Below are 21,728 nucleotides of genomic sequence, written 5' to 3'. Positions count from 1 at the left end.
TCCCTCGCCACAAAGCCACAAAGCCACAAACGCTTCAGGTGTTCTGGAGTTGATCCGCTTCACTTCCAGGTATGAATCGGCCAGCCAGCCAACTCAGCGTGAGCTTTCAATACCGGGTCCGGATTCACCACATGCGGGTAATCCACCCGCAGCAGCAACGGCAGGTCATTGCGCGAATCGGAGTAAAAACTGGCGCCTTCGAGGTTCTCTTCCTCGGCATCCAGCCAATCCAGCAAGCGGGAAATCTTGCCCTCGCGGTAGGTCAGGGTGCCCACGGTCTTGCCGCTGTACACCCCATGGGCCACTTCGAGGTCGATCGCCAGGATCTCATCGATGCCCAGGCGGTCGGCAATCGGCTTGACCAGGTGCGTGCCCGAAGCCGAGATCACCAGGATCCGGTCGCCGGCCTTGCGGTGTTCGGCGATGGCCTTGGTGGCGTCGCTGAAGATGATCGGCTCGATGAAATCTTCCACCCACGGTGTCACCAGGTGCTCGATCTCTTCGGGCGTGCGGCCGATCATCGGTTCCAGGCTGAAGTCCATGTACTCTTCCATGCGCAATTTGCCGTGGCTGTAGGCATCCATCAGCTCGTTGTTGCGACGCATGAACGACTCGGGATCGACCCAACCCAGGCGCCCCATCTGTTCGCTCCAGAGGGTGGCGCAGTCGCCGTGGATCAGGGTTTCGTCCAGATCAAAAATTGCCAGGGCCATCAGCGCGTTTTCCTTTTCAAGATCAGCTTCAAAAATCAACAAGGCCGTCAGGCTACCTCACACAGCGCCGACGGATCGATGGAAAGTGCCAACCGCGCACCGTCAGGATGCAGGTCGGCGGCCGAACGGTTGAGCACATCGACCACCAGCTCCACGCCACGGGCCTCGACCCGGTAGCGGATGACATTGCCCAGCAGGCTGTGGCTGCGGATCAGTGCATCGGGCTCTCCATTGCGACTCAGTTCGATGGCTTCCGGGCGAATGGCGATGCGACCGTTCACTGGGCGTTGCAGCAGCTTCGTGGCGCTGTCGGCGTCCAGCAGGTTGTAGTTGCCGATGAAGCCGGCGGCAAAGACGTCGACTGGCGCAGTGTAAAGGGTCTCGGCATCGCCGCTCTGTACGATCTTTCCCTGGTTCATTAGGAAAATCCGGTCAGACATGGTCAGGGCTTCTTCCTGATCGTGTGTGACGAAGATCGTGGTCAAGCCCAGTTCGCGCTGGATCTGTCGGATCTGTTCACGCAGGTGTTTGCGAATCCGTGCGTCGAGGGCCGAGAGGGGTTCGTCCAGCAGCAACAGGCGCGGCCGGGTCACCAGGGAGCGGGCAAGGGCGACACGCTGGCATTGGCCTCCTGAAAGCTGGTGGGGATAGCGCGCTGCAAAATCATGCAACTCCACCAGACGCAGGATCTCCAGTACACGCTGGCGGCTGTCCGAGGCATCCACCTTTTGCATGCGCAGGCCGAAGGCGACGTTCTGTTCCACGGTCATGTTCGGGAACAAGGCGTAGCTCTGGAAGACCATGCCGATCCCACGCTTCTGCGGGCTCAACGGGACGATGTCCTGGCCGTCCAGCAGGATCTTGCCGTCATCCACCGCCGTCAGGCCGGCAATGCAGCGCAACAATGTGGACTTGCCGCAGCCCGAGGGGCCGAGAAGGGTGACGAATTCGCCCTTCTGGATTTCGCAGTTGATGTCGCTGAACACCGGCGTGCCGGCGTAGCTTTTTTGCAGGTGTTGGACGCTGACGTAGCTCATTGGCTTTTGTCCTTGTTCAAGATGTTGGCCGCCCAGGTCAGGACCAGTACGAAGAAAAAGTAGGAAATCACCAGCGCACTGGTGAAGTGGCCGCTGCTGTTGCGCATGTTGTTCAGGTACACCTGCAGGGTTTCATAGCGGGTGCCGACGAGGATGTTGGCGAACACGAACTCGCCGAACAGGAACGAGAAGGACAGCAACAGCGCCACCATCAGGCCCTTGCGCAGGTTCGGCAGCACCACCAGCAGGGCGGCCTGGAAAGTACTGGCGCCGAGCAGTTGGGCAGCGTCCATCAGGTCACGCAGGTTGATGGCTTGCAGGTTGTTGGTGATTGCTCGGTACATGAACGGCAGGGCGACGGTGAAATAGCAGCCGATCAGGATCCACGGCGTGCCAACCATCGCCAGAGGCCCGGAACCATAGAGTTGCAACAGCCCCACCGACGACACCACCGGCGGCACCGCGAAGGGGAGCAGGATGAGGATGTTCATCAGCGCATCGAGCTTGGGAAAGTGGTAATGCACCACGAACAGCAGCGGCAGGATCAGCACCACCGAGAGCACCAGCGCCCCCACACAGACGACCAGCGATTGGCCGAAAGCATGGAGAAAGCGCGGATCGCTCCACAACTGCACGTACCATTTGAAGGTAAAGCCGCTGGGTAACACGGTGGCCGACCAGCTGCTAGCGATGGAGTAGACCAGTGTCCCGACCAGGGGCAGCAACAGAATGGCGAACAGCAGGTACACCACCGCTCGATGATAGAGCCCGACGGAGCCCGATTCAGCGCGAGACATGGTAGCTCCTCTTGAGCAGCAATTGATGGACGATGGTTACCAGAGTCATCAGCGCCACCAGCACTACGGCCAATGCACTGGCCATGTTCGGGTCGAGGGAAATGTCGCCGGAGACCATGGCGGCGATGCGAATCGGCAGGACGTTGAAGTTGCCGGTGGTCAATGCATAGACCGTCGCGTAGGCGCCGAGAGCGTTCGCCAGCAGGATCACGAACGTGCCCAGCAGCGCCGGGGTCAGCACCGGCAAGCCGATGTGCCGCCAGAACTGCCAGCCGCTGGCGCCCAACAGGGCGGCGGACTCACGCCAGTCTTCACGCAGCGCGTCGAACGCCGGGTAAAGCAGCAGTACGCCCAGGGGAATCTGGAAATAGGTATAGAGAATGATCAACCCGGTTTTCGAGTACAGGTTGAAATCCTCGATGATGCCCGCCTGCTTGAGCATGATCGTGATACTGCCGTTGAACCCCAGCAAGATGATGAAGGCGAATGCCAGGGGCACGCCGGCGAAGTTGCTGGTCATGTTGGCGAATGCGTTGACGAAGTTGCGCAGCCGCGAATCCACCCGACGCAGGGAGTAGCTGCCGAGCACGGCGATAACGATGCCGAACACGCTGGACCAGAAGCTGATTTCCAGGCTGTGCTGGATCGCTTGCCGATAAAACTTCGAACTGAAGATCTTGCTGAAGTTGGCCAGGCCCCAGCCGAACTCTTCCGATTCCAGGCTGTTGACCAGCACCCAGAGCAGCGGGGCGATCTGGAAGACGATGAAGAATATCGCGAAGGGCACCAGGCACAACGCTGCCAGCCATTTGCCGCGCGTCATGGCGTTCACTTGAGCAACTCCTGGCAAAAGGGTTTGTCGTGGGCGATGCCAAGCAATTGGCAAATCGTGCCGCACAGTTCGGTTTGCAGGGGAGCCGCGTCGGCGTTCAGGCTGAAACCATCCCCGAGGACAAAGAGCGGCACTTCCCGTTCTTCCGCCAGCAGCCCGTTGTGGGAGCGATCGTTGTTCATGCCATGGTCGGACGTCACCAGCACTTGGTAACCGGCGTCGAGCCAGGCATGCAGGTAGACGGCCAGGTTGATGTCGGCCGAGCGGGCACTGTTGCGGTATTGCGCAGTGTCGAGGCCGTGCTTGTGGCCGGCATCGTCGATGTTCATCGGATGCACCAACAGAAAATTCGGCAAGTAGCGCTGCCGCAGGTGTTCGGCATCAGCGAACAGGTGGGAATCGGGGTAGTGGTCGTTCCAGTAGAAATGGCCGTATTGGATCGGCAGGTCGGGGTTATGTGTATGGCGGTCGCGACCGGCAACGAAGGGCGAAACGTTATAGAGCTCGCTGACCCAATGGTAGGCAGCGGCCGCCGTGCTCAGGCCGGCCTCGGTGGCGTAGTGGAAAATGCTGCGCTGGTTCGACAGGCGCGAGACGTTGTTGTGCACGATCCCACTGTCGATAGGCACGACGCCGGTGAGTATGCATTCATAGAGCGGGCGGGACAGTGCGGGCAATTCACATTCCAGTTTGTAGAGCGCCGCGCGTCCTGCGCCGACATACGCCTGCAAATGTCCCATGGCATGCCGGGCGACCTCGTAGTTGAGACCGTCGAGCACCACCAGGATGACGTTGTGCTTCATGGGGACCGGGACTCCGGGCAAGAACCAAAAAACCGGGTTCACCAAGCGTCCAATGTGGGAGCGAGCCTGCTCGCGATTGCGGTGTGTCAGCCAATATTCATGTCGACTGACACTCCCTCATCGCGAGCAAGCTCGCTCCCACAATGGATCAGCGGTGATCCGGGAGTGGAAGCTAGCGCCTCACTTCATCTCGACGATGACTTCTTCGTTCCACTGCTGCGGCAGTGCCTTGGAGGTCTTCTCCCACGCATCCGCATCCTTGATCGGGGTCACGCCTTTGTACTGCTCGTTCGGCAGCAGCTTGGCCTGGACCTCTTCCGGCAGTTTCAGGTGCTCGGCGCGAATCGGGCGGGCGTTGCCCTTGGCGAGGTTGATCTGGCCGGCGTCGCTGAAGATGTATTCGCGGGTCAGCTTGGCGGCGTTCGGGTGCTTGGCGTATTTGTTGATAATGGTGGTGTAGCCGGAGATCACCGAGCCGTCGGACGGGATCAACACGACGTAGTCATCCGGGTTGGCCATCTTGGCCTTGTAGCTCAGGCCGTTGAAATCCCAGACCACGCCGACTTCGACCTCACCTTTTTCCATCGTGGCAATGGTCGGGTTGGCCATGGACAGGCGCCCTTGCTTCGCAATCTCGGCGAACATCAACAGCGCGGGCTTGATGTTTTTCTCGTCGCCACCGTTTGCCAGGGCCGCGGCCAGTACACCGTTCGCCGCCTGGGCAGCGGTGCTCACGTCACCAATCGAGACTTTGTATTTACCGGTTTTCAGGTCGGCCCATTTGGTCGGGACGTCGGAGCCATGCAGCAGCTTCTTGTTGACGATGAAGGCAATGGTGCCGGTGTAGGCCAGGGCCCAGTTGCCGTCCTTATCCTTGGCCCAGTCCGGCACTTGCTCCCAGGTGCTTGGCTTGTAGGGCTGGACCACGCCCTGCTTGACCGCGATCGGGCCGAAAGCGGCACCGACGTCGCCGATGTCGGCGCTGGCGTTGTCTTTCTCGGCCGCGAATTTGGCGATTTCCTGGGCGGAGCTCATGTCGGTGTCGATGTGCTTCAAGCCATAGAGCTTGGCCAGGTCGTCCCAGGTGCCTTTCCAGTTCGCCCAGTCATCGGGCATGCCGACGCTGTTTACGGCGCCTTCCGCTTTCGCAGCGGCTTCCAGTGTTTTCAGATCAGTATCAGCGGCCATGGCGGCGGTGCACATGGCAATGGTCGAGCCTAACAGTGATGCCAGGAAAAGCTGTTTCATCCGAAGCTCCTATGGGCGTTTTCAACGCTGCGATTGCGGTTGTGTTGGTCTAGGTCAGCAATACCTGAGCCAATGTAGGTGTCTCCCATGACATTTTGATGTCGACTGCAAGCGCGCCAGCAATCGTCGGGCTCACGTAGGGTCGCTGCGTCATAAGCGTAGACCATGAGTAAACAACTGATCTGCAAGGACTTGGCCGTTTAATTGCAAGCCAGTAAATAGACCGTTCAGCGGTTGTGTCATCTCTCAGTCATGCTCAGCGCCTAGGCTTGCAGGCATGCGATACGGATCGAAGCGGCAAAGATCCCGCCCCGAAACAGTGCTGGTCTAGTCCAGATAGGTAACGTTGATGCGCGTTGAGGCAACCAAAGCGGTGACATCCATCGGACAAGTTCTGCAAGAGCAGATCGACCACGGCTTGCTGGCGGCCGGCAACAAATTGCCAGCCGAGCGCAAACTCAGCGAATTGTTCGGCACCACTCGGATTACCGTGCGCGAGGCATTGTTGCAGTTGGAAGCCCAAGGGCAGATTTACCGCGAGGAACGTCGGGGCTGGTTCGTTTCGCCACCGCGGCTGGCCTACAATTTGATGCAGCGCAGCCATTTCCACGCGATGGTTGCCGCTCAAGGCCGGGTGCCGCGCACCGAAGTCATATCGGCCCGCTTGCAACCCGCCTCGGCGGCAATCTGCGCCTGGCTTCAACTGCCGGCGCTGTCCAGCGTCATCCAGATCTGTCGCACCCGGCGTATCGATGAACGACTGGTGCTTTATGTGGAGCATTATCTGAACCCGTCGTACTTTCCGGACATTCTCGCGTTCGATCTCAACCAGTCCATGACCGAGCTGTACGCCCGCCATTACGACTTGCATTACGGCCGGGTGAAATTCGACATCGTGCCTACCTCGCTGCAACCCGAGGCCGCGGCGGCGCTGAAAGTGTCGGTCGGCAGCCCCGGGCTGCGGATTGCTCGGGTCAACTATGACCAGCACCAACGGCTGATCGATTGTGACTTGGAATTCTGGCGGCACGACGCGATCCACGTTGGCGTGGACGTGCCGGAACAACCCGCCTGAGGCGTATTCAGGAGGACTCGTTGAGCTTCGCCATAATCCTGAACAGCACTGTGATAAGGATCAGCAACATGCCGATCCACATGGCGAACACCCCGACATTTTTGTCTCGGAAGTTGAAGCCAATGGCCAGCAGGATCATGCCGGCGATGATGGGCACGAGCATGGCGTTGAACGAGGACATGGAAATCATTGCGACGGCCTTGTCGGGAGGGATAAGGTCAGTCTAGTTCGGGTTTGCTTGGGGTGTGGTGAGGTGTGTCATGAGTTATCCAGACCTTTCGCTGGATACCCTTGTGGCGAGGGAGCTTGCTCGCGCTCCAGTGCGCAGCAGTGGCAAAACCGGTTTGGGGTGGCTGCGCCACCCAGCGGGAGCAAGCTCCCTCGCCACGAAGGTTTATGGCAACTCGCGAGAAGCGTAGAACGCGCTCAGCACTTTCACCAGGTGCGCCAGGTCTTGGCTACCGCACAGTTCGCGGATCGAATGCATGGCAAAGGTCGGCAGGCCAATGTCCACGGTGCGCACACCCAGTTGACTGGCGGTGATCGGGCCGATGGTCGAGCCGCAACCCATGTCGCTGCGCACCACGAAACTCTGCACCGGTACTTCTTCGGCCATGCACAGGTGGCGGAAGAAGCCGGCGGTTTCGCTGTTGGTGGCGTAGCGCTGGTTGGTGTTGACCTTGATCACCGGGCCGGCGTTGAGCTTGGGGCCATGATTGGCGTCGTGCTTGTCGGCATAGTTGGGGTGTACGCCGTGGGCGTTGTCTGCGGAGACCAGCAGGGATTTCTGAATGGTGCGTACGAAATCTTCACCGTCGGGCAGCAGACGGCGCAGGGTCTGTTCGAGCATCGGGCCGTCCGCGCCACACGCCGAAGTAGAACCGACCTCTTCGTGGTCGTTGCACACCAGCACGCAGGTTTCTTCGGTGTCGGCGGTCAGCAAGGCTTGCAGGCCGGCATAGCAGGAGAGCAGGTTGTCCAGTCGCGCGCCGGTGATGAAATCACCATGCAAACCGATGACCGCTGCGCTTTGGGTGTCATAGAAGCTCAGCTCGTAATCGAGCACCACGTCGGCGTTCAAGCCGTGTTCCCGGGCCAACTGGTCAGTGAGCACGGCGCGGAAGTCGACGCGTTCGTCGCCAGCAAACTGGGCGAGGATCGGCGGCAGCTCGTTCTGCGGATTGATCGCCCAGCCTTGGTTGGCTTCACGGTTGAGATGAATGGCCAGGTTTGGAATCGTGGCGATCGGCGCCTTGAAATCGATCAGCTGACTCTCGACCTTGCCGTCACGGCGGAAGGTCACGCGGCCGGCCAGCGACAAGTCGCGGTCGAACCACGGCGCCAGCAGTGCGCCGCCGTACACTTCCACGCCCAGTTGCCAGAACCCCTGACGTTGCAGTTCCGGCTGGGGCTTGACCCGCAGGCAAGGACTGTCGGTGTGGGCGCCGACCAGGCGGATGCCGTCGTGTAGCGCAGAGTTGCGACCCAGTTTGAAAGCGATGATCGAGGAATCGTTGCGCGTGACGTAATAGCGACCGTTGGCCTCGGTGGCCCAGGTTTCGCGCTCATCGAGACGCTGGTAACCCGCCGCCTCCAGGCGCTGGGCAAGGCTGGCGGTAGCATGGAACGGGGTAGGGGAGGCCTTGAGGAAGTCGATCAGGCCCTGGTTCAACTCTGCGCGCATAAATAACTCCAGACAGCAATGGGCGCGAGTTTACCCCATCAGGCAGCGACATAGCAGGGCCCAATGCCACGCCCCGAATGGCTCAGTCAAGCAGGAGCCGGCCTTGCAGGAACACTTCTCGGCGCTCCTTGCGGCCCAGGTGGCAGTGCTTGCTGACCTGATACACCTTGTTGAAGTTTTCCATCGAGACCGTTGGCTTGCGATCGAGGTATTCCTCGACCAGGCTGTCGTACCGTGCTTCGGTGATGTACCGGTAGATTTCACGGTGGTACAGGAACCCGAGCTGGAAGCCGAGTGTTTCGCTGTGAAACGGCGTCGGCCCGGAAAAACAGTTCTCGAAATCGATCGCCATCAGCGGACGTTGTGGATCAGCCGGGTGCATGAGATTGCCAGCCCAGAAATCCATGTGGCTTATGTTCCTGCTTGTCAGGGAATCCAGCAGTTCGAAGGCTTTGTGGGTGAATGTTTCAATCTGTCCGGGATGTTCCGCCAGCCATTTTGCGCCGTCGGTGTAATCCTCCAGCAACTCGGTGATCAGGAAGTAATCCTGGGCCAGGCCTAATCCACTCCTGGTGTAGCCAAACCCCTGGAGCGTCGGCATCCGGACGCCGCGATGCTGGGCCAGCAGCGTGTTCTGCAGCTCTTCCAGTGGCCAGTCAAAGCGCCCGTTGCGCTGGGGGGCGCCCAATGTGACGCGTACTTTGCTTCGCCAACTGCCCAGGCGCTGGACCTTGGCAAACAAAGCCTGTTTGCTGCCCGCAATGATTGCCGTCGCCCTGGTCACCGCGCGCTTGCGGCGATTGATGATGAGCTGGCGCAGCGCTTGCTCGGTGCGATGACAAGGTTCGTCCCGTAGATGTAAATCCGTATTCAAGAAGCGGAAGGTATAACGGTAGTCTTGCTGAAGCGGTGGAGAATCTGGCACGGGCGTCCTGGCCTTGGCTAAATGCCACCATCTTAAGCATATTCCATTGAATGTGAAGACTTTTCCTACACACGGTGTCCCGGTCGAGGCCTCTGGCGCGTATCGCCAGAAGGCTTGACTTCGTTTGATCCCTTGTTCAGAACGGTGCCGGGCACTCGAAGCGCAAGCGCTCGCCGCTCTGCGGATGGGTAAAGCTGAGCATGCTGGCGTGCAGGCACAGGCGCGGCCAGGCCGCCAATGCCTGCGGATGGGCATAGAGTCCGTCGCCCAGCAACGGATGACCGATGGACAGCATGTGCACGCGCAACTGATGTGAGCGTCCGGTGATAGGCGTCAGTTCGACCCGACACCAGTCGCCGCAACGTTCGAGTACACGCCAGAACGTCAGGGCATGCTTGCCGTGCTCATGGTCCACGACGTGACGGGGCTTGGTCGGTGGGTCGTAGCGCAAGGGCAGATCGATGCTGCCACTGTCCAGCTCGGGCTGGCCCCAGCACAACGCGGTGTAGGCTTTTTCGGTTTCGCGGTCATGAAACTGGCGGGACAGTTCGCGATGGGTATCCGGATCGCGGGCCAGCAGGATGATGCCGGAGGTTTCCCAGTCGAGCCGGTGCACGATTCGCGCTTCCGGATAGCCGTTTTCCTGCAGGCGAGTGATCAGGCAATCTTTATTGTCGTCCGCCCGGCCAGGCACGGACAGGAGCAGGGTCGGCTTGTCGACCACGAGTACGGCGGCGTCCTGGTGGAGGATGCGGATGTTGGACAGGGGCATTAAACAGTCTCGTAACAAACGGCAACGGCGGCTCGGGCCCTTCTCCAGTCCCAGGGGGAGAGGAGAGGGCCCGAGCCGCCGTGGCTCCCGCAGGGTCGATCAGCGATCCGGCAGGGTGATATTGAGTTCCAGAATCGAGCAGCTGCCCTGGCTTTCGAGCGCCACATGCACGTCATCGTTGCCGATGTTGACGTATTTGCGGATCACTTCCACCAGTTCCTTCTGCAAGGCCGGCAGGTAGTCAGGGGTGCTGCGTTGGCCGCGTTCGTGCGCCACGATGATCTGTAGACGCTCTTTCGCGACCGAGGCGGTACTTGGCTTTTTGTTGGCACGAAAGAAGTCAAAAAGGTTCATTACCTACCTCCAAACAGGCGCTCGAAGAAACCTTTCTTCGTGACGTCGAGGAATCGATGTTCGACGGTTTTGCCCAGTAGGCGATCGACTGCATCGCTGTACGCCTGGCCAGCGTCGCTCTGGTCGTCAAGAATGACCGGCACGCCGGAGTTCGAGGCCTTGAGTACCGCTTGGGATTCTGGAATCACGCCCAGCAGGGTGACCGCCAGGATTTCCTTGACGTCCTCGACGCCGAGCATTTCGCCGTCGCTGACGCGCTGAGGGTTGTAGCGGGTCAGAAGCAAGTGTTCCTTGATCGGCTCTTCGCCCTGCTCGGCGCGACGGGACTTGCTCGCCAGAAGGCCCAGCATGCGGTCGGAGTCACGCACCGACGACACTTCCGGGTTGGTCACGACGATCGCTTCGTCAGCGAAGTACATGGCCAGGTGGGCACCTTTTTCGATACCGGCCGGGGAGTCGCAGACCACGAATTCGAAGTCTTCCTTGAGCTGCATCAGCACCTTTTCCACGCCTTCCTGGGTCAGCGCGTCTTTGTCGCGGGTCTGGCTCGCGGCCAGCACGTACAGGTTCTCAAGGCGCTTGTCCTTGATCAGGGCTTGTTGCAGGTTCGCTTCGCCATTGACCACGTTGACGAAGTCATAGACCACGCGACGCTCGCAACCCATGATCAGGTCGAGGTTACGCAGGCCGACGTCGAAGTCGACGATGACTGTTTTGTGGCCGCGCAAGGCGAGGCCGGTACCGATAGCGGCGCTGGTGGTGGTCTTACCCACACCACCCTTGCCGGATGTAACCACGAGAATCTTGGCCAAGGTGTTTCACCCCTAAGGAAAAAGGACTTTGTCAGCCCCTGAAAAACATCTCTGGAAAACTGCTGCAACTGCACAGGCTTGGCTGGAATAGGACATTGGGCCGGGTCTACTTCTGGTAAACACTGCCTGATCCTTTTTCCTACGTCGTTAAGCTGTTTTCGCTACGTTTTAGAGATGCTTGGAAAATGCGGCAGTATCCGTTAAAGCCGAATGATGTTCAACACGTCGCCCGACAGGCTGACCTGGACGCCAGCCCCCCACAACGGGTCGCGACGCAAATCCTCGGAAACCTTGTAATGCCCGGCGATGGAGACCAGTTCGGCGCTCAACTGCTGACAGAAGATCCTTGCCTTGGTGTCGCCCTTGACACCGGCCAGCGCACGGCCGCGCATCGGGCCGTATACATGGATGTTGCCATCGGCCAGAAGTTCCGCGCCCGGACTGACCGAGGACACGACGACCAGATCGCCACCCTGGGCATAAATCTGCTGTCCGCCGCGTACCGGCGTGGTGATCACACGGGTTGGCTTGACGGTGGGCTCTGCTGGTTTCTCGGGTTTCTTCGGTTCGGCCGGGCTCAGTTCCAGCACCCGCTCACGAGCACCGGAAGGCGGTAACACCGGGATGTCAATGGCGATGGCGGCGGCGATGTCTTCGATGCGGCTGGCGCGGATCGCCAGCGTGCGCAGGCCGTGTTGGCGGCAGACGCGCATCAGGCCAGGCAAGTCCACTGAACCTTCGCCGGCAGGCAGCTTGTCCAGTGCCAGTACCAGGGGGGCATTGCTGAAAAAATTCGGGGCCTGGGCGACTTTCGCCGCCAACTGCCGGTCAAGACCTTCCAGGTCGTTACGGGCCAGTTCCAGCACCGTAATGGCGAGCATGCTGCCCTTCAGCTGGAACACGGGATCTTGGTCTAGCGGTTCGGTTTGGCTCATGGTCGGCGTACAACGACTTGTCACTAAAAGTGCCGAGACTTATAACGAGATCGCCCGTCAGCCGCAACCCGGGTCGAACAATGTAGAATGCGCGGCCCAAGTCTTTGTGGAAGCTGTAATGGATCGCCCGCGTCTTCGAGCTGCATTTTTTCATCCGCGTTTCTGGCTGCTGTGGTGCGGCCTGGGGCTGTTGTGGCTGATCGTTCAGTTGCCGTATCCGTTGCTGCTGCGGATCGGCCGGGCGCTGGGCGCGCTGATGTACCGGGTGGCCGGCGACCGGCGGCGCATCGCCAGTCGCAACCTGGAACTGTGTTTTCCCGAGAAGTCCGCCGCTGAGCGCAAGCGCTTGCTCAAGGAAAACTTCGCCTCCACCGGCATCGCGTTCTTCGAAATGGCCATGAGCTGGTGGTGGTCGCGTTCGCGCCTGGCGAAGCTGGCCCATGTCGAAGGGTTGGAGCATCTCAAGCAGGCCCAGCGCGAGGGCCGGGGTGTGATCCTGATGGCGCTGCATTTCACCACGCTGGAAATCGGCGCGGCGTTGTTGGGCCAACAGCACACCATCGATGGCATGTACCGCGAGCACAAGAACCCGTTGTTCGACTATATCCAGCGCCGCGGTCGCGAACGGCACAACCTCGATTCCCTCGCGGTGGAACGCGATGATGTGCGCGGCATGCTCAAATTGCTGCGCGCGGGCCGGGCGATCTGGTATGCACCGGACCAGGACTACGGCGCCAAGCAAAGTGTATTCGTGCCATTGTTCGGCATCCAGGCGGCGACGGTCACCGCCACCAGCAAATTTGCGCGCTTGGGCAAGGCACTGGTCGTGCCGTTCGTCCAGGAGCGCCTGGCTGATGGCAGCGGCTATCGTCTGGTGATCCAGGCGCCGCTGGAGGATTTTCCGGGGGAGACCGAGGAAGCCGATTGCATTCGCATCAACCAGTGGGTAGAAAAATCGGTCAGCCAATGCCCCGGGCAATATCTCTGGGCCCATCGGCGCTTCAAGACCCGTCCGCCGGGTGAGCCGAAGTTGTACGAAAAACGCGGTTGAAATGTAGCCTAATTGACTGAGCACGGAGCAACGCGATGACCCCAGCTGAACCGGTAACAGGTTTGATTCTTTCCGGCGGCGGGGCTCGAGCGGCATATCAGGTGGGCGTATTGGCGGCCATCGCCGAGCTATTGCCAGACGGCGCAGACAACCCGTTCCCGGTGATCGTCGGCACGTCGGCTGGCGCGATCAACGCGGTCAGCCTGGCAAGCGGTGCGATGGATTTCAAAAGCGCCATCGAGCGGCTGACGGCGTTCTGGCAAGCGGTGCGCAGCCACCAGGTGATGCGCAGCGATTGGCGTGGCGTGCTCGTCCAGGCGACGCGTTTCATCACGCACAGCCTGTTGGGCCTGGGGGCCAAGTTGCCGGTGGCGCTGGTCGACAGTTCACCGTTGCGCGAATTGCTCCGGGCACAATTCCATGCGTCGGGTATCGAGCAGGCGATCGCCGAGCACCAGCTGCGAGCGGTGGCGGTGACCGCGTTCGGCTACGAGTCCGGACAGGCGGTGACGTTCTATCAAGGTCGCGGCACTATAGATGCCTGGTTGCGGCACCGGCGCATCGGTGTCCCGACGCAGTTGTCGGTGGAGCATCTGCTGGCCAGTTCCGCGATCCCCTTGCTGTTCGCACCGGTCAAGATCGGCCCCCAGTACTTCGGCGACGGCGCGGTGCGCCAATCGGCGCCGATCAGTCCAGCCCTGCACCTGGGGGCCAATCGTGTGTTGGTCATCGGCGTCAGTGGCAACCCCCGCGGCGCGGGTGGGCAAACGCCCCAGGAGCGCAGCTACACCGGCCAGCAACCCACCCTGGCGCAGATCGGCGGACACATGCTCAACAGCACGTTCATCGACAGCCTGGAAAGCGACATCGAGTTGCTTGGGCGCCTCAACCAGTTCAGTCACCTCCTGCCCGAGGGCGTGCCTGCCCATACCCTCGGTGCGGCACCGGTGGAGGTGTTGGTGATTTCGCCAAGCCAACCGATCGACGAGATCGCCGCCCGTCATCGCCAGGAACTGCCCCGTGCGTTGCGGGTGTTCCTGCGCGGGCCGGGCGCGACCAAGACCAGCGGGGCTGGGGTGTTGAGCTATCTGCTGTTCGAGGCGGGGTACTGCGGCGAGTTGATCGAACTGGGGCGCCAGGATGCGTTGGCGCAGCGTGAGGCGTTGAGCCGGTTCCTGGGCTTGGCTCAGGAGTGATGCAAGCAGATCCACCGCTTTCGTCGGATCGCCGCCCGGAGCAGGCTCGCCCCCACAGGGATTTGCAGTTGATGCCAAACCTGCGGTTGGCATGCAGCCCATGTGGGAGCGAGCTTGCTCGCGATGAGGGCGGCACATCCAGCATCTGGGCAGGCTGACCCACCGCCATCGCGAGCAAGCTCGCTCCCACAATGGAACCTTCTATGTGTGTAAATCAGAAATGGTACTTCAGCAAGAAACTGGTATTGCTCTGGTTGGTCTTGAAACTACCGCTGTCTTCGATCGCGTATTTGTTTTTCCAGTAATCGTATTCCACACCGACATACAGTTGCTTGGCGCCCAGTTTCAAGGCCTTGCCCAAGTCATATTTGATCTGCGGGACGATGTGCAGGTTGGCGTGGTAGGTGCCCTTTGAGTTGGTGTCGTTGTCCACGACCCAGTCGATAAAACCATCGATCAGGATATCGGACGACCCCACGGGCACGGTGTAGGCCCAGGCCGGTGTGATCTGCCAGACGTTGTCGCCGGCACGCGAGCCTTCGGTCTGGCGGTTGTAGAAATTGAGCTGGAAATAATCGAAACCGGGAATGGCCAGGTCCAAACCCGGGCCGATCAGGTAAGACTCGTTGTCGCCTTCGCCAAACTCATAGGTCATCGCCAGCAGCACGTCCTTGATCGGACCCAGTTCGAGCTTCTGGTCAAAAATCTTGCCGAACGACAAGCGTGGGCTGAACTCGCCGTAATAGGTATTCGGGCCGGACTGGCTGTCGTCCTGGCCGTTGTAGAAGATCCGGTCGAGGAAGAAAAAGTTGTCGCCGTATTTCCACGCATCGGCGTGCTCGAACGTCACGGTCTGCTGGATACGTGGGTTGATCTGGAAATCCTTGCCATACAGGTAGCTCAGACTGTTGCTCTGCCATTGGAGCAGGTCGCCTGCCACGGCCTGTCCCCCTGCCAACAAAGATCCCGCAACGATCAGATTGGTGCACGTGCGTTTCATTCGGTTTGCTCCCAAAGGTAAGTGGTATCGCTTTTCTTGTCGTTAGCGCTCTGGTGTGGCGCTTTTTCTACGGATAAACATCCGTTCGGTCAGCTTTTTGTTTGTGACAAGAGCTGAAAACAGCGGCGTCGGTCAGGATCCGATTGTTATTTGGAGACGTCCGGATTCGAACGGCCGCGCAGGATACGGGCTTGCATGGAGGGGCTCAAGTGCGTTGCGACAGCGCATGGGCAACGGATGCGGGGCGTGAGTGTGGAACGTGTGCATGGGGTGCTTTCCTCTTGTTGTTATTGTTGAGGCGCAGGCGGCCGCTGACGGGCGACCGGCGTGTGCCGGTCTGCCTGTCTGCGGTATTGCTGTGGATCGAGGCTTGCTCGGGTGGACTAGTTGGTCCGTGCACCTTGGGTGATCCAGGCGCCAATCAGATCGCGCTCCTGCTGGGTCATCTGGGTGATATTGCCCAGTGGCATGATCTGGGTGGTCACGGCCTGGGCCTGGATGCGCGCGGCTTCCTGCTGGATCTGCTGTGGCGTATCGAACATCACCCCGCCCGGCGCCGCGCTGAACAGCGGGCTGGTGGGCTTGGCCGAGTGGCAGACCGAGCAGCGTTCCTGGATCACGCTGTGGACTTTATCGAATGACGGGCCCTGGGCATTGGCAGCCTGGGCAGGCGCGGGCGCCTGCGCCGGTAATGCGGGTTTGGCGCCGCCGCCCACCGCCGTTTCCGGCAGTGGCTGATACTCGATCACGCCGGGCACCTTCGCGACTTCCGGCGCGCCAGGCATCGGCTTGGGACCGGTGACATAAGCCAGGCAGATCATCGCCAAGGCGCCCACCGGCAACGTCCAGGCAAACCGATTGCTGTCATGACGCGTGTTGAAGTAATGCCGCACCAACACCGCCGCCACTGCGATACCCGCCAGGATCAGCCAGTTGTATTGGCTGCCGTAGGTGCTTGGGAAGTGGTTGCTGATCATGATGAACAGCACTGGCAGGGTGAAGTAGTTGTTGTGGCGCGAACGCAACAGGCCTTTGGCCGGCAACGCCGGGTCGGGGGTGCGGTTCTCGGCGATAGCCGCCACCAGCGCACGCTGGGCCGGCATGATGATGCGGAACACGTTGCCGACCATGATCGTACCGATGACGGCACCGACATGCAGGTAGGCGCCGCGACCGCTGAACACCTTGCTGAAGCCATAGGCCGCGGCGATCAACAGCACGAACAGAATCAGGCCGAGCAGGGCGGGGCGCTTGCCCAGGGCCGAATCGCAGAGAAAGGAATAGATGAACCAGCCGACCAACAACGAGCCAAGGCCCAGGGCGACGCCTTCAGGGCCGCTCAGGCTGCTGCCGGGAGCCAGCAGGTAGACGGTCGGGTTCCAATAGAACACCACGCACAACAGCGCGATGCCCGACATCCAGGTGAAGTAGGCTTCCCACTTGAACCAGTGCAGGTTGTCCGGCATGGCCGGTGGTGCGAGTTTGTATTTTTCCAGGTGATAGATACCGCCACCGTGGATGGCCCACAAGTCGCCGGCCAGGCCGCTCTTGGGGTTGACGCGATTGAGGTTGTTTTCCAGCCAGACGAAGTAGAACGACGCGCCGATCCAGGCTACGCCAGTGATCATATGAACCCAGCGAATGCTCAGGTTCAGCCATTCCAGCATATGTGCTTCCACAGTCTTTACCTCTCGCCCGTCACGCTTGTTTTCGCGTGATCGGACCTTCTCTTATTGGTGGGGGGCGAGGATCAAAAACTCATCCTCTTTGAAAAAATGCTCATCGCAGTTATTGCCTGTGCCACTGCGATCAACCACCAGGAAGTCATCCCGCTTTTCGATCGTCAGCACCGGGTGGTGCCAGACGCCGCGATGGTAATTGATGCCCTGCCTGCCGTTGGTGACGAAGGCGCGGACCAAGCCTGATACAGGTGCATCGCCAAGTGGCGCGACCACGATCAGAAAGGGGTTGCCGAGCAGCGGAATGAAGGCCTGGCTGCCCAGCGGATGGCGCTCCAGCATGCGCACGGTCAGTGGCATCTCCAGCGCGTCGGCGCGGAAGATGCTGATGATCGCCTTGTCGTCCGGCGTGGCGGTTTCCACCGTCGCCAGGCGATGAAAGCGCATGGTCGAACCGTTGTTGATCATGAAGTGATCGCTGCCGTCGGTTTCGATCACGTCACCGAACGGGGCGAAGGCTTCTTTGGTCAACGGTTCGATCTTGAGAGTGCGCATGCTGGTCTTCTTTACCTTGAATTCATTGTTGTCTGTTCTATTGCTATCGCGAGCAGGCTCGCTCCCACATTTGACCGCATACCCTGTGGGAGCGAGCCCTGCTCGCGATTGGCTTCACCGCTATTTAGCGACCTTGCCAAGCACCCGCAGGCGACTCACGCCACCATCCGGGAACACGTTCAGGCGGATATGGGTGATTGGCCCCAGCGCCTTGATCTGTTCGGCGAAGGTGTGTTCGGCGTGCATTTCCAGCTTCTGGCTCGGCAGCAGCTCGCGCCAGAACAGCGATTGGGTTTCGATCTGGCTGTCGGTGCCACCTTTGACGAATGCGCCCTGGATTGAGCAGCTGTCCGGGTAATTGCCCTTGAAGTGCAGGGTGTCGACGACGACTTGTTCAACGATACCGGCATGGCCCAGGGCGACGATTACCCAGTCATTGCCAGGCGTGCGACGACGGGCGGTTTCCCAGCCATCGCCCATGTTGATGCCGCGGCCCGGGTTGAGAATGTTGCTCATGCGGCCGAAGTGCTCGTCGGAGCAGGCCAGGGCGCGCCCGCCATTGAGGGCGGCGGCCAGGTCGATCTGTTCGTTGTCGCCCACGGCGGACCAGTCGCGATACGGAACACCATAGACCCGCAGGCGAGCCACGCCGCCATCCGGATAAATGTTGAAGCGCAGATGGCTGAAGGCTTGCTCGTCGCTGATTTCGTGGTAGTGGTGACTGTTGCCTTGCAGCTCGACGGCCGACAGCACTTCAGTCCATTGGGTGTTTTCGTCCGGCTCGCCTTCGGCCAGGAAGCAGGCTTCCAGGGAAGCCGATGGCGGGTAGTTGCCGGTGAAGAATGAAGTGTCGATGTCCACGCCCTTGATCGAGCCCGGCACGCCCAGGCGGATCACCGCGCTGTCGTAGCCTTCGAAGCGCTTGCGGCGCGACTCCCAGCCATCCATCCACTTGCCGTTGTCATCGAACACGCCCTCCTTCCACACGGCCGGGGTCGGCTGGAACAGGCGGTTGGCGTCGGCGAACCAGTCGTCGGTGACCGAGATGATCTTGGTGCCCAGGCGGGCGTCGGCCAGGTTGACGAACTTTTCGAACGGTACGGCGTAAGCTTTCATTCTTCTTGTCTGCCTTTGATAAGTTGGCTGGGGATGCTTGCAGGACCTGTCTTCAGGAGCCGCTCGCTAAAGGGTCAGTAATCGGAACAACGCGATCTTGTTGATCTCTGCCAGCGCGCATTTGAATTCGGCGTCTGCCGAGTGGTGGATGCGCGTCTCGAACGCGGCGAGGATCTGGTGCCGGTTGCTGCCTTTTACCGCCATGATGAAGGGAAACTTGAACTTGGCTTTATAGGCCTCGTTCAGCTCGGTGAAGCGCTGGAACTCTTCGGCCGTGCATTGGTGGATACCGGCGCCAGCCTGTTCGTTGGTGCTGGCTTCGGTCAGTTGTCCCTGGACGGCGGCTTTGCCGGCCAGGTCCGGGTGAGCGTTGATCAGGGCCAGTTGGCTGGCGTGATCGGCACTCAACAGGATGTCGCTCATGCGCTGGTGCAGGGTCTCGATCTCGTCGATCGAAGGGTCCTGCCCCAGGTCGAAGGCCTTTTCGGCCACCCATGGCGAATGTTCGTAAATGTCAGCGAAGGCTTTGACGAACGCTTCGCGGCTCAAGGTGGAAGGCTTGAGGGTTTGGAAAGCGGTCATTTGGACGCTCCCTGATACGGATGGGTCTGCTGCCAATGGCGAGCGATGTCGACGCGGCGACTGAACCACACCTGCTCATGACCCTTGACGTATTCGAGGAAACGCTTGAGGGAGGCCAGGCGCGCGGGGCGGCCGATCAGGCGGCAATGCAGGCCGATGGAAAGCATCTTCGGCGCTTCGGCGCCTTCGGCATACAACACGTCGAAAGCGTCCTTGAGGTACTGGAAGAAATCGTCGCCCTTGTTGAAACCCTGCACTTGGGTGAAGCGCATGTCATTGGTGTCCAGGGTGTAAGGGATGACCAGGTGCGCCTTGCCGGTGGGGTTGTTTGGCTCCCAGTAGGGCAGGTCGTCGTCGTAGGTGTCGCTGTCGTAGAGGAAGCCGCCTTCTTCCATCACCAGGCGACGGGTGTTCGGGCCGGTGCGGCCGGTGTACCAGCCCAGCGGACGCTCGCCAGTGATTTCGGTGAGGATGCGGATCGCTTCGAGCATGTGCTCGCGTTCCTGGGCCTCGTCCATATATTGGTAATCAATCCAGCGATAGCCATGGCTGCAGATTTCGTGGCCGGCGGCGACCATGGCGCGAATCACGTCCGGATGGCGCTGGGCAGCCATGGCCACGGCGAAGATGGTCAGTGGTATATCGAACTCCTTGAACAGCTTGAGGATCCGCCAGACCCCTGCGCGGCTGCCATACTCGTACAGCGACTCCATGCTCATGTTGCGCTCGCCCTGCAGCGGTTGCGCCGCGACCATCTCCGAGAGGAACGCTTCGGACTCCTTGTCGCCATGCAACACGTTGCGCTCGCCACCTTCCTCATAGTTGAGTACGAAGGAGAGGGCGATGCGGGCATTGCCCGGCCATTGGGGATGGGGAGGGTTACTGCCGTAACCGATCAGGTCGCGTGGGTAGTCAGCGCTCACTGCAGTCTTCCTTCTTGTTCGAACCATGTAGGTGGCGCCCTGGCGATGGATATCGGGCTGGCGTCACGACGATGGACTGATTGTATACAACTTTGTCTTCGACTTGTAAGCCTGTTTTTTGCATTTTTTACCGCCAACGTTGCCGTATCGGCGCTGCAAGAAACTTGCCTACCCAGTCAGCTAATGTTGCATAAGCCCTTATATGCCCGGGGTTGGGGTAAAAACAAATGACGATTGCCGTGGTTGGCGAAGTGAAGCAGATATCTGTTTTTTATTGTGTACAATTCAGCTTTAAAGTGTCTTAATTCGCTCACTGCCGTGATCTCTCGTGCTTCGAAATGGTGCGGCTTGTCTTTCAACTGACTCAGGAGGCGCCGTGCCTGGCTGTTCCGCATCCGGGCACGCACAATCGATGGGACGTCTGACTACACACGTTTTAGATGCCGCACACGGCTGTCCAGGCAGCGCGATCAAGATCGAACTGTATCGCGTCGAAGGTTCCGAACTGCAACGGGTTGCCAGTGCAGTGACCAACAGCGATGGCCGTTGTGACGCACCACTGCTGCAAGGAGACGACTACCGCAGCGGGGTCTACCAGATCCAATTCCACGCCGGCGATTACTACCGCGCCCGTGGCGTGCAACTGTCCGAGCCGGCGTTCCTGGATGTGGTGGTGCTGCGCTTTGGCATTTCGCAAGAGCAGGAGCATTACCATGTGCCGTTGCTGATTTCGCCCTACGCCTATTCAACCTATCGAGGCAGCTGAGCCCCCAAGCAGCTGCCTTGCCCTGGAAGCGACTGCGCATAGAGCTTCTTTGGTTTTTAGCCCGCTCACACTGCGGGCTTTTTTTCGCCTATCAAATAGGCGAGGGCCTTATCGCGAGCAAGCTCGCTTCCACAATCGGATGCGTTTCAACTGTGGGAGCGAGCCTGCTCGTGAAGATTTTTTCTCAGCGGCTCAGCAAGGAAGCCGCCCCGGCCCCGCTGAACAACCCGGCGCTGACCCGGTTGAACCAGCTCTGGCCTTTGCCCGTGCGCAGATAGCGAGCAGCGCCATGGGCACCGAGGCCATACGCCAGCTTGCAGAGCAGGTCGAGCACGGTCCAAGTGGCGATCATCACCAGCAGTTGCGGCAAGAACGGCTGCTCGGCACTCAGGAATTGCGGCAGGAATGCCGCGAAGAAAAGGATGTCCTTCGGGTTGCTCGCGCCGAGTACGAACGCACGGCCGAACAGCGCGCGGAAACGCGGAATGGGGGCGGCTTGCGGTACCTCGGCACCTTGGGAAGGCTGGCGCGATTGCTGCCAGCTCTGCCAGGCGAGGTAGAACAGGTACAGCGCGCCGACGATTTTCAAGGCGCTGAACAACTGCTCCGACGCCAGCAACAGGGCACCGAGCCCCAGCGCCGACGCACTCAACAAGCAGATCGATGCCACCACTCCACCAAGGAAAGCCGGGTAGGAACGGCGCAAGCCGTAGTTCAGGCTGTTGCTGATCATCAGTAACGATAACGGGCCGGGGATAAGGATTACCACCAACGCGGCACCACTGAACAACAACCAGGTTTCCAGATTCATTGCTTTGCTCCTGACGTACAAAAGCCCCACCCGACAGGGTGAGGCGGGTAAGGCTCGTGCCG

The 21,728-nt window shown here is 60.2% G+C and carries 24 protein-coding genes; 4 read left to right on the top strand and 20 right to left on the bottom strand.

Features of this window, described 5'->3' with window-relative positions:
• Nucleotides 1-59 precede the first annotated feature (59 nt).
• The 6 genes from ACLK1G_RS19960 to ACLK1G_RS19935 form a co-directional block, all read right to left on the bottom strand.
• Nucleotides 60-713, bottom strand: coding sequence for an HAD family hydrolase (locus tag ACLK1G_RS19960; protein WP_420766990.1), 654 nt, complete (start codon nucleotides 711-713; stop codon nucleotides 60-62).
• 47 nt (nucleotides 714-760) lie between these two features.
• Nucleotides 761-1,750, bottom strand: a complete 990-nt coding sequence (locus ACLK1G_RS19955) for an ABC transporter ATP-binding protein (protein WP_420766989.1) — start codon at nucleotides 1,748-1,750, stop codon at nucleotides 761-763.
• Nucleotides 1,747-2,547 carry an ABC transporter permease gene (locus ACLK1G_RS19950; RefSeq protein ID WP_420766988.1) on the bottom strand — a complete coding sequence of 267 codons (801 nt, stop codon included), beginning with the start codon at nucleotides 2,545-2,547 and terminating at the stop codon, nucleotides 1,747-1,749. Before ACLK1G_RS19950 ends, ACLK1G_RS19955 begins: the two co-directional genes overlap by 4 nt.
• Entirely contained in the window at nucleotides 2,534-3,370 is an 837-nt protein-coding gene (locus tag ACLK1G_RS19945) for an ABC transporter permease (RefSeq protein WP_420766999.1), read from the bottom strand. The genes ACLK1G_RS19950 and ACLK1G_RS19945 overlap by 14 nt, the downstream gene beginning before the upstream one ends.
• Before the next feature lie 5 nt (nucleotides 3,371-3,375).
• Entirely contained in the window at nucleotides 3,376-4,182 is an 807-nt protein-coding gene (locus ACLK1G_RS19940) for an alkaline phosphatase family protein (RefSeq protein ID WP_420766987.1), read from the bottom strand.
• Nucleotides 4,183-4,362: 180 nt separating this feature from the next.
• The gene (locus ACLK1G_RS19935) at nucleotides 4,363-5,430 is read right to left on the bottom strand and encodes an ABC transporter substrate-binding protein (RefSeq protein ID WP_420766986.1); all 1,068 of its coding nucleotides are present in this window, start codon (nucleotides 5,428-5,430) and stop codon (nucleotides 4,363-4,365) included.
• A 349-nt stretch (nucleotides 5,431-5,779) separates the two neighbouring features.
• Here ACLK1G_RS19935 and ACLK1G_RS19930 point away from each other — a divergent pair, with 349 nt between their 5' ends.
• Nucleotides 5,780-6,505: a UTRA domain-containing protein gene (locus tag ACLK1G_RS19930; RefSeq protein ID WP_420766985.1), complete on the top strand. Its 726-nt coding sequence runs from the start codon at nucleotides 5,780-5,782 to the stop codon at nucleotides 6,503-6,505.
• A gap of 7 nt (nucleotides 6,506-6,512) precedes the next feature.
• Here ACLK1G_RS19930 and ACLK1G_RS19925 read toward each other — a convergent pair whose 3' ends face one another.
• The 7 genes from ACLK1G_RS19925 to minC form a co-directional block, all read right to left on the bottom strand.
• Nucleotides 6,513-6,695 (bottom strand): hypothetical protein, encoded by a 183-nt coding sequence (locus tag ACLK1G_RS19925; protein ID WP_420766984.1) that lies wholly within the window; start codon nucleotides 6,693-6,695, stop codon nucleotides 6,513-6,515.
• 204 nt (nucleotides 6,696-6,899) lie between these two features.
• The gene (locus ACLK1G_RS19920) at nucleotides 6,900-8,189 is read right to left on the bottom strand and encodes a M18 family aminopeptidase (protein ID WP_420766983.1); all 1,290 of its coding nucleotides are present in this window, start codon (nucleotides 8,187-8,189) and stop codon (nucleotides 6,900-6,902) included.
• A gap of 82 nt (nucleotides 8,190-8,271) precedes the next feature.
• Nucleotides 8,272-9,114, bottom strand: coding sequence for a protein kinase family protein (locus ACLK1G_RS19915; RefSeq protein ID WP_420766982.1), 843 nt, complete (start codon nucleotides 9,112-9,114; stop codon nucleotides 8,272-8,274).
• Between the two features lie 136 nt (nucleotides 9,115-9,250).
• A complete protein-coding gene (locus ACLK1G_RS19910) occupies nucleotides 9,251-9,886 on the bottom strand; it encodes an RluA family pseudouridine synthase (RefSeq protein WP_420766981.1) in 636 nt (211 codons plus the stop codon).
• A gap of 99 nt (nucleotides 9,887-9,985) precedes the next feature.
• On the bottom strand, nucleotides 9,986-10,240 hold the full coding sequence (minE, locus tag ACLK1G_RS19905) for a cell division topological specificity factor MinE (protein ID WP_039594520.1): 255 nt from the start codon (nucleotides 10,238-10,240) through the stop codon (nucleotides 9,986-9,988).
• Entirely contained in the window at nucleotides 10,240-11,052 is an 813-nt protein-coding gene (gene minD / locus ACLK1G_RS19900) for a septum site-determining protein MinD (RefSeq protein WP_025214989.1), read from the bottom strand. Before minD ends, minE begins: the two co-directional genes overlap by 1 nt.
• Nucleotides 11,053-11,252: 200 nt before the next feature.
• Nucleotides 11,253-11,987 carry a septum site-determining protein MinC gene (gene minC, locus ACLK1G_RS19895; RefSeq protein ID WP_420766980.1) on the bottom strand — a complete coding sequence of 245 codons (735 nt, stop codon included), beginning with the start codon at nucleotides 11,985-11,987 and terminating at the stop codon, nucleotides 11,253-11,255.
• Nucleotides 11,988-12,105: 118 nt separating this feature from the next.
• Between minC and ACLK1G_RS19890 the strand changes: the two genes are divergently transcribed.
• Both ACLK1G_RS19890 and ACLK1G_RS19885 read left to right on the top strand, forming a co-directional pair.
• A complete protein-coding gene (locus tag ACLK1G_RS19890; protein WP_420766979.1) occupies nucleotides 12,106-13,038 on the top strand; it encodes a lipid A biosynthesis lauroyl acyltransferase in 933 nt (310 codons plus the stop codon).
• A 35-nt stretch (nucleotides 13,039-13,073) separates the two neighbouring features.
• On the top strand, nucleotides 13,074-14,234 hold the full coding sequence (locus ACLK1G_RS19885; RefSeq protein WP_420766978.1) for a patatin-like phospholipase family protein: 1,161 nt from the start codon (nucleotides 13,074-13,076) through the stop codon (nucleotides 14,232-14,234).
• A gap of 214 nt (nucleotides 14,235-14,448) precedes the next feature.
• On the opposite strand, the gene ACLK1G_RS19880 is transcribed toward ACLK1G_RS19885, so the two are convergent.
• The 6 genes from ACLK1G_RS19880 to puuE form a co-directional block, all read right to left on the bottom strand.
• Nucleotides 14,449-15,234, bottom strand: coding sequence for an outer membrane protein OmpK (locus tag ACLK1G_RS19880; protein WP_420766977.1), 786 nt, complete (start codon nucleotides 15,232-15,234; stop codon nucleotides 14,449-14,451).
• Nucleotides 15,235-15,617: 383 nt separating this feature from the next.
• Nucleotides 15,618-16,913 carry a urate hydroxylase PuuD gene (locus ACLK1G_RS19875; RefSeq protein WP_420766976.1) on the bottom strand — a complete coding sequence of 432 codons (1,296 nt, stop codon included), beginning with the start codon at nucleotides 16,911-16,913 and terminating at the stop codon, nucleotides 15,618-15,620.
• A gap of 51 nt (nucleotides 16,914-16,964) precedes the next feature.
• A complete protein-coding gene (locus ACLK1G_RS19870) occupies nucleotides 16,965-17,468 on the bottom strand; it encodes an ureidoglycolate lyase (RefSeq protein ID WP_025214983.1) in 504 nt (167 codons plus the stop codon).
• A 120-nt stretch (nucleotides 17,469-17,588) separates the two neighbouring features.
• A complete protein-coding gene (gene alc, locus ACLK1G_RS19865; protein WP_420766975.1) occupies nucleotides 17,589-18,584 on the bottom strand; it encodes an allantoicase in 996 nt (331 codons plus the stop codon).
• A 66-nt stretch (nucleotides 18,585-18,650) separates the two neighbouring features.
• The gene (gene uraD / locus ACLK1G_RS19860) at nucleotides 18,651-19,166 is read right to left on the bottom strand and encodes a 2-oxo-4-hydroxy-4-carboxy-5-ureidoimidazoline decarboxylase (protein ID WP_420766974.1); all 516 of its coding nucleotides are present in this window, start codon (nucleotides 19,164-19,166) and stop codon (nucleotides 18,651-18,653) included.
• Entirely contained in the window at nucleotides 19,163-20,089 is a 927-nt protein-coding gene (gene puuE / locus ACLK1G_RS19855; RefSeq protein WP_420766973.1) for an allantoinase PuuE, read from the bottom strand. The genes uraD and puuE overlap by 4 nt, the downstream gene beginning before the upstream one ends.
• 412 nt (nucleotides 20,090-20,501) lie before the next feature.
• Here puuE and uraH point away from each other — a divergent pair, with 412 nt between their 5' ends.
• The gene (uraH, locus tag ACLK1G_RS19850; RefSeq protein WP_420766972.1) at nucleotides 20,502-20,855 is read left to right on the top strand and encodes a hydroxyisourate hydrolase; all 354 of its coding nucleotides are present in this window, start codon (nucleotides 20,502-20,504) and stop codon (nucleotides 20,853-20,855) included.
• Nucleotides 20,856-21,039: 184 nt separating this feature from the next.
• Here uraH and ACLK1G_RS19845 read toward each other — a convergent pair whose 3' ends face one another.
• A complete protein-coding gene (locus ACLK1G_RS19845) occupies nucleotides 21,040-21,666 on the bottom strand; it encodes a LysE family translocator (protein ID WP_420766971.1) in 627 nt (208 codons plus the stop codon).
• Nucleotides 21,667-21,728 lie beyond the last annotated feature (62 nt).

The sequence above is a fragment of the Pseudomonas algeriensis genome (genome assembly GCF_048847255.1).
Lineage (GTDB): Bacteria > Pseudomonadota > Gammaproteobacteria > Pseudomonadales > Pseudomonadaceae > Aquipseudomonas.
Note: the sequence above shows the minus strand (reverse complement) of the source record. Positions and strands in the feature narration are given on the sequence as shown.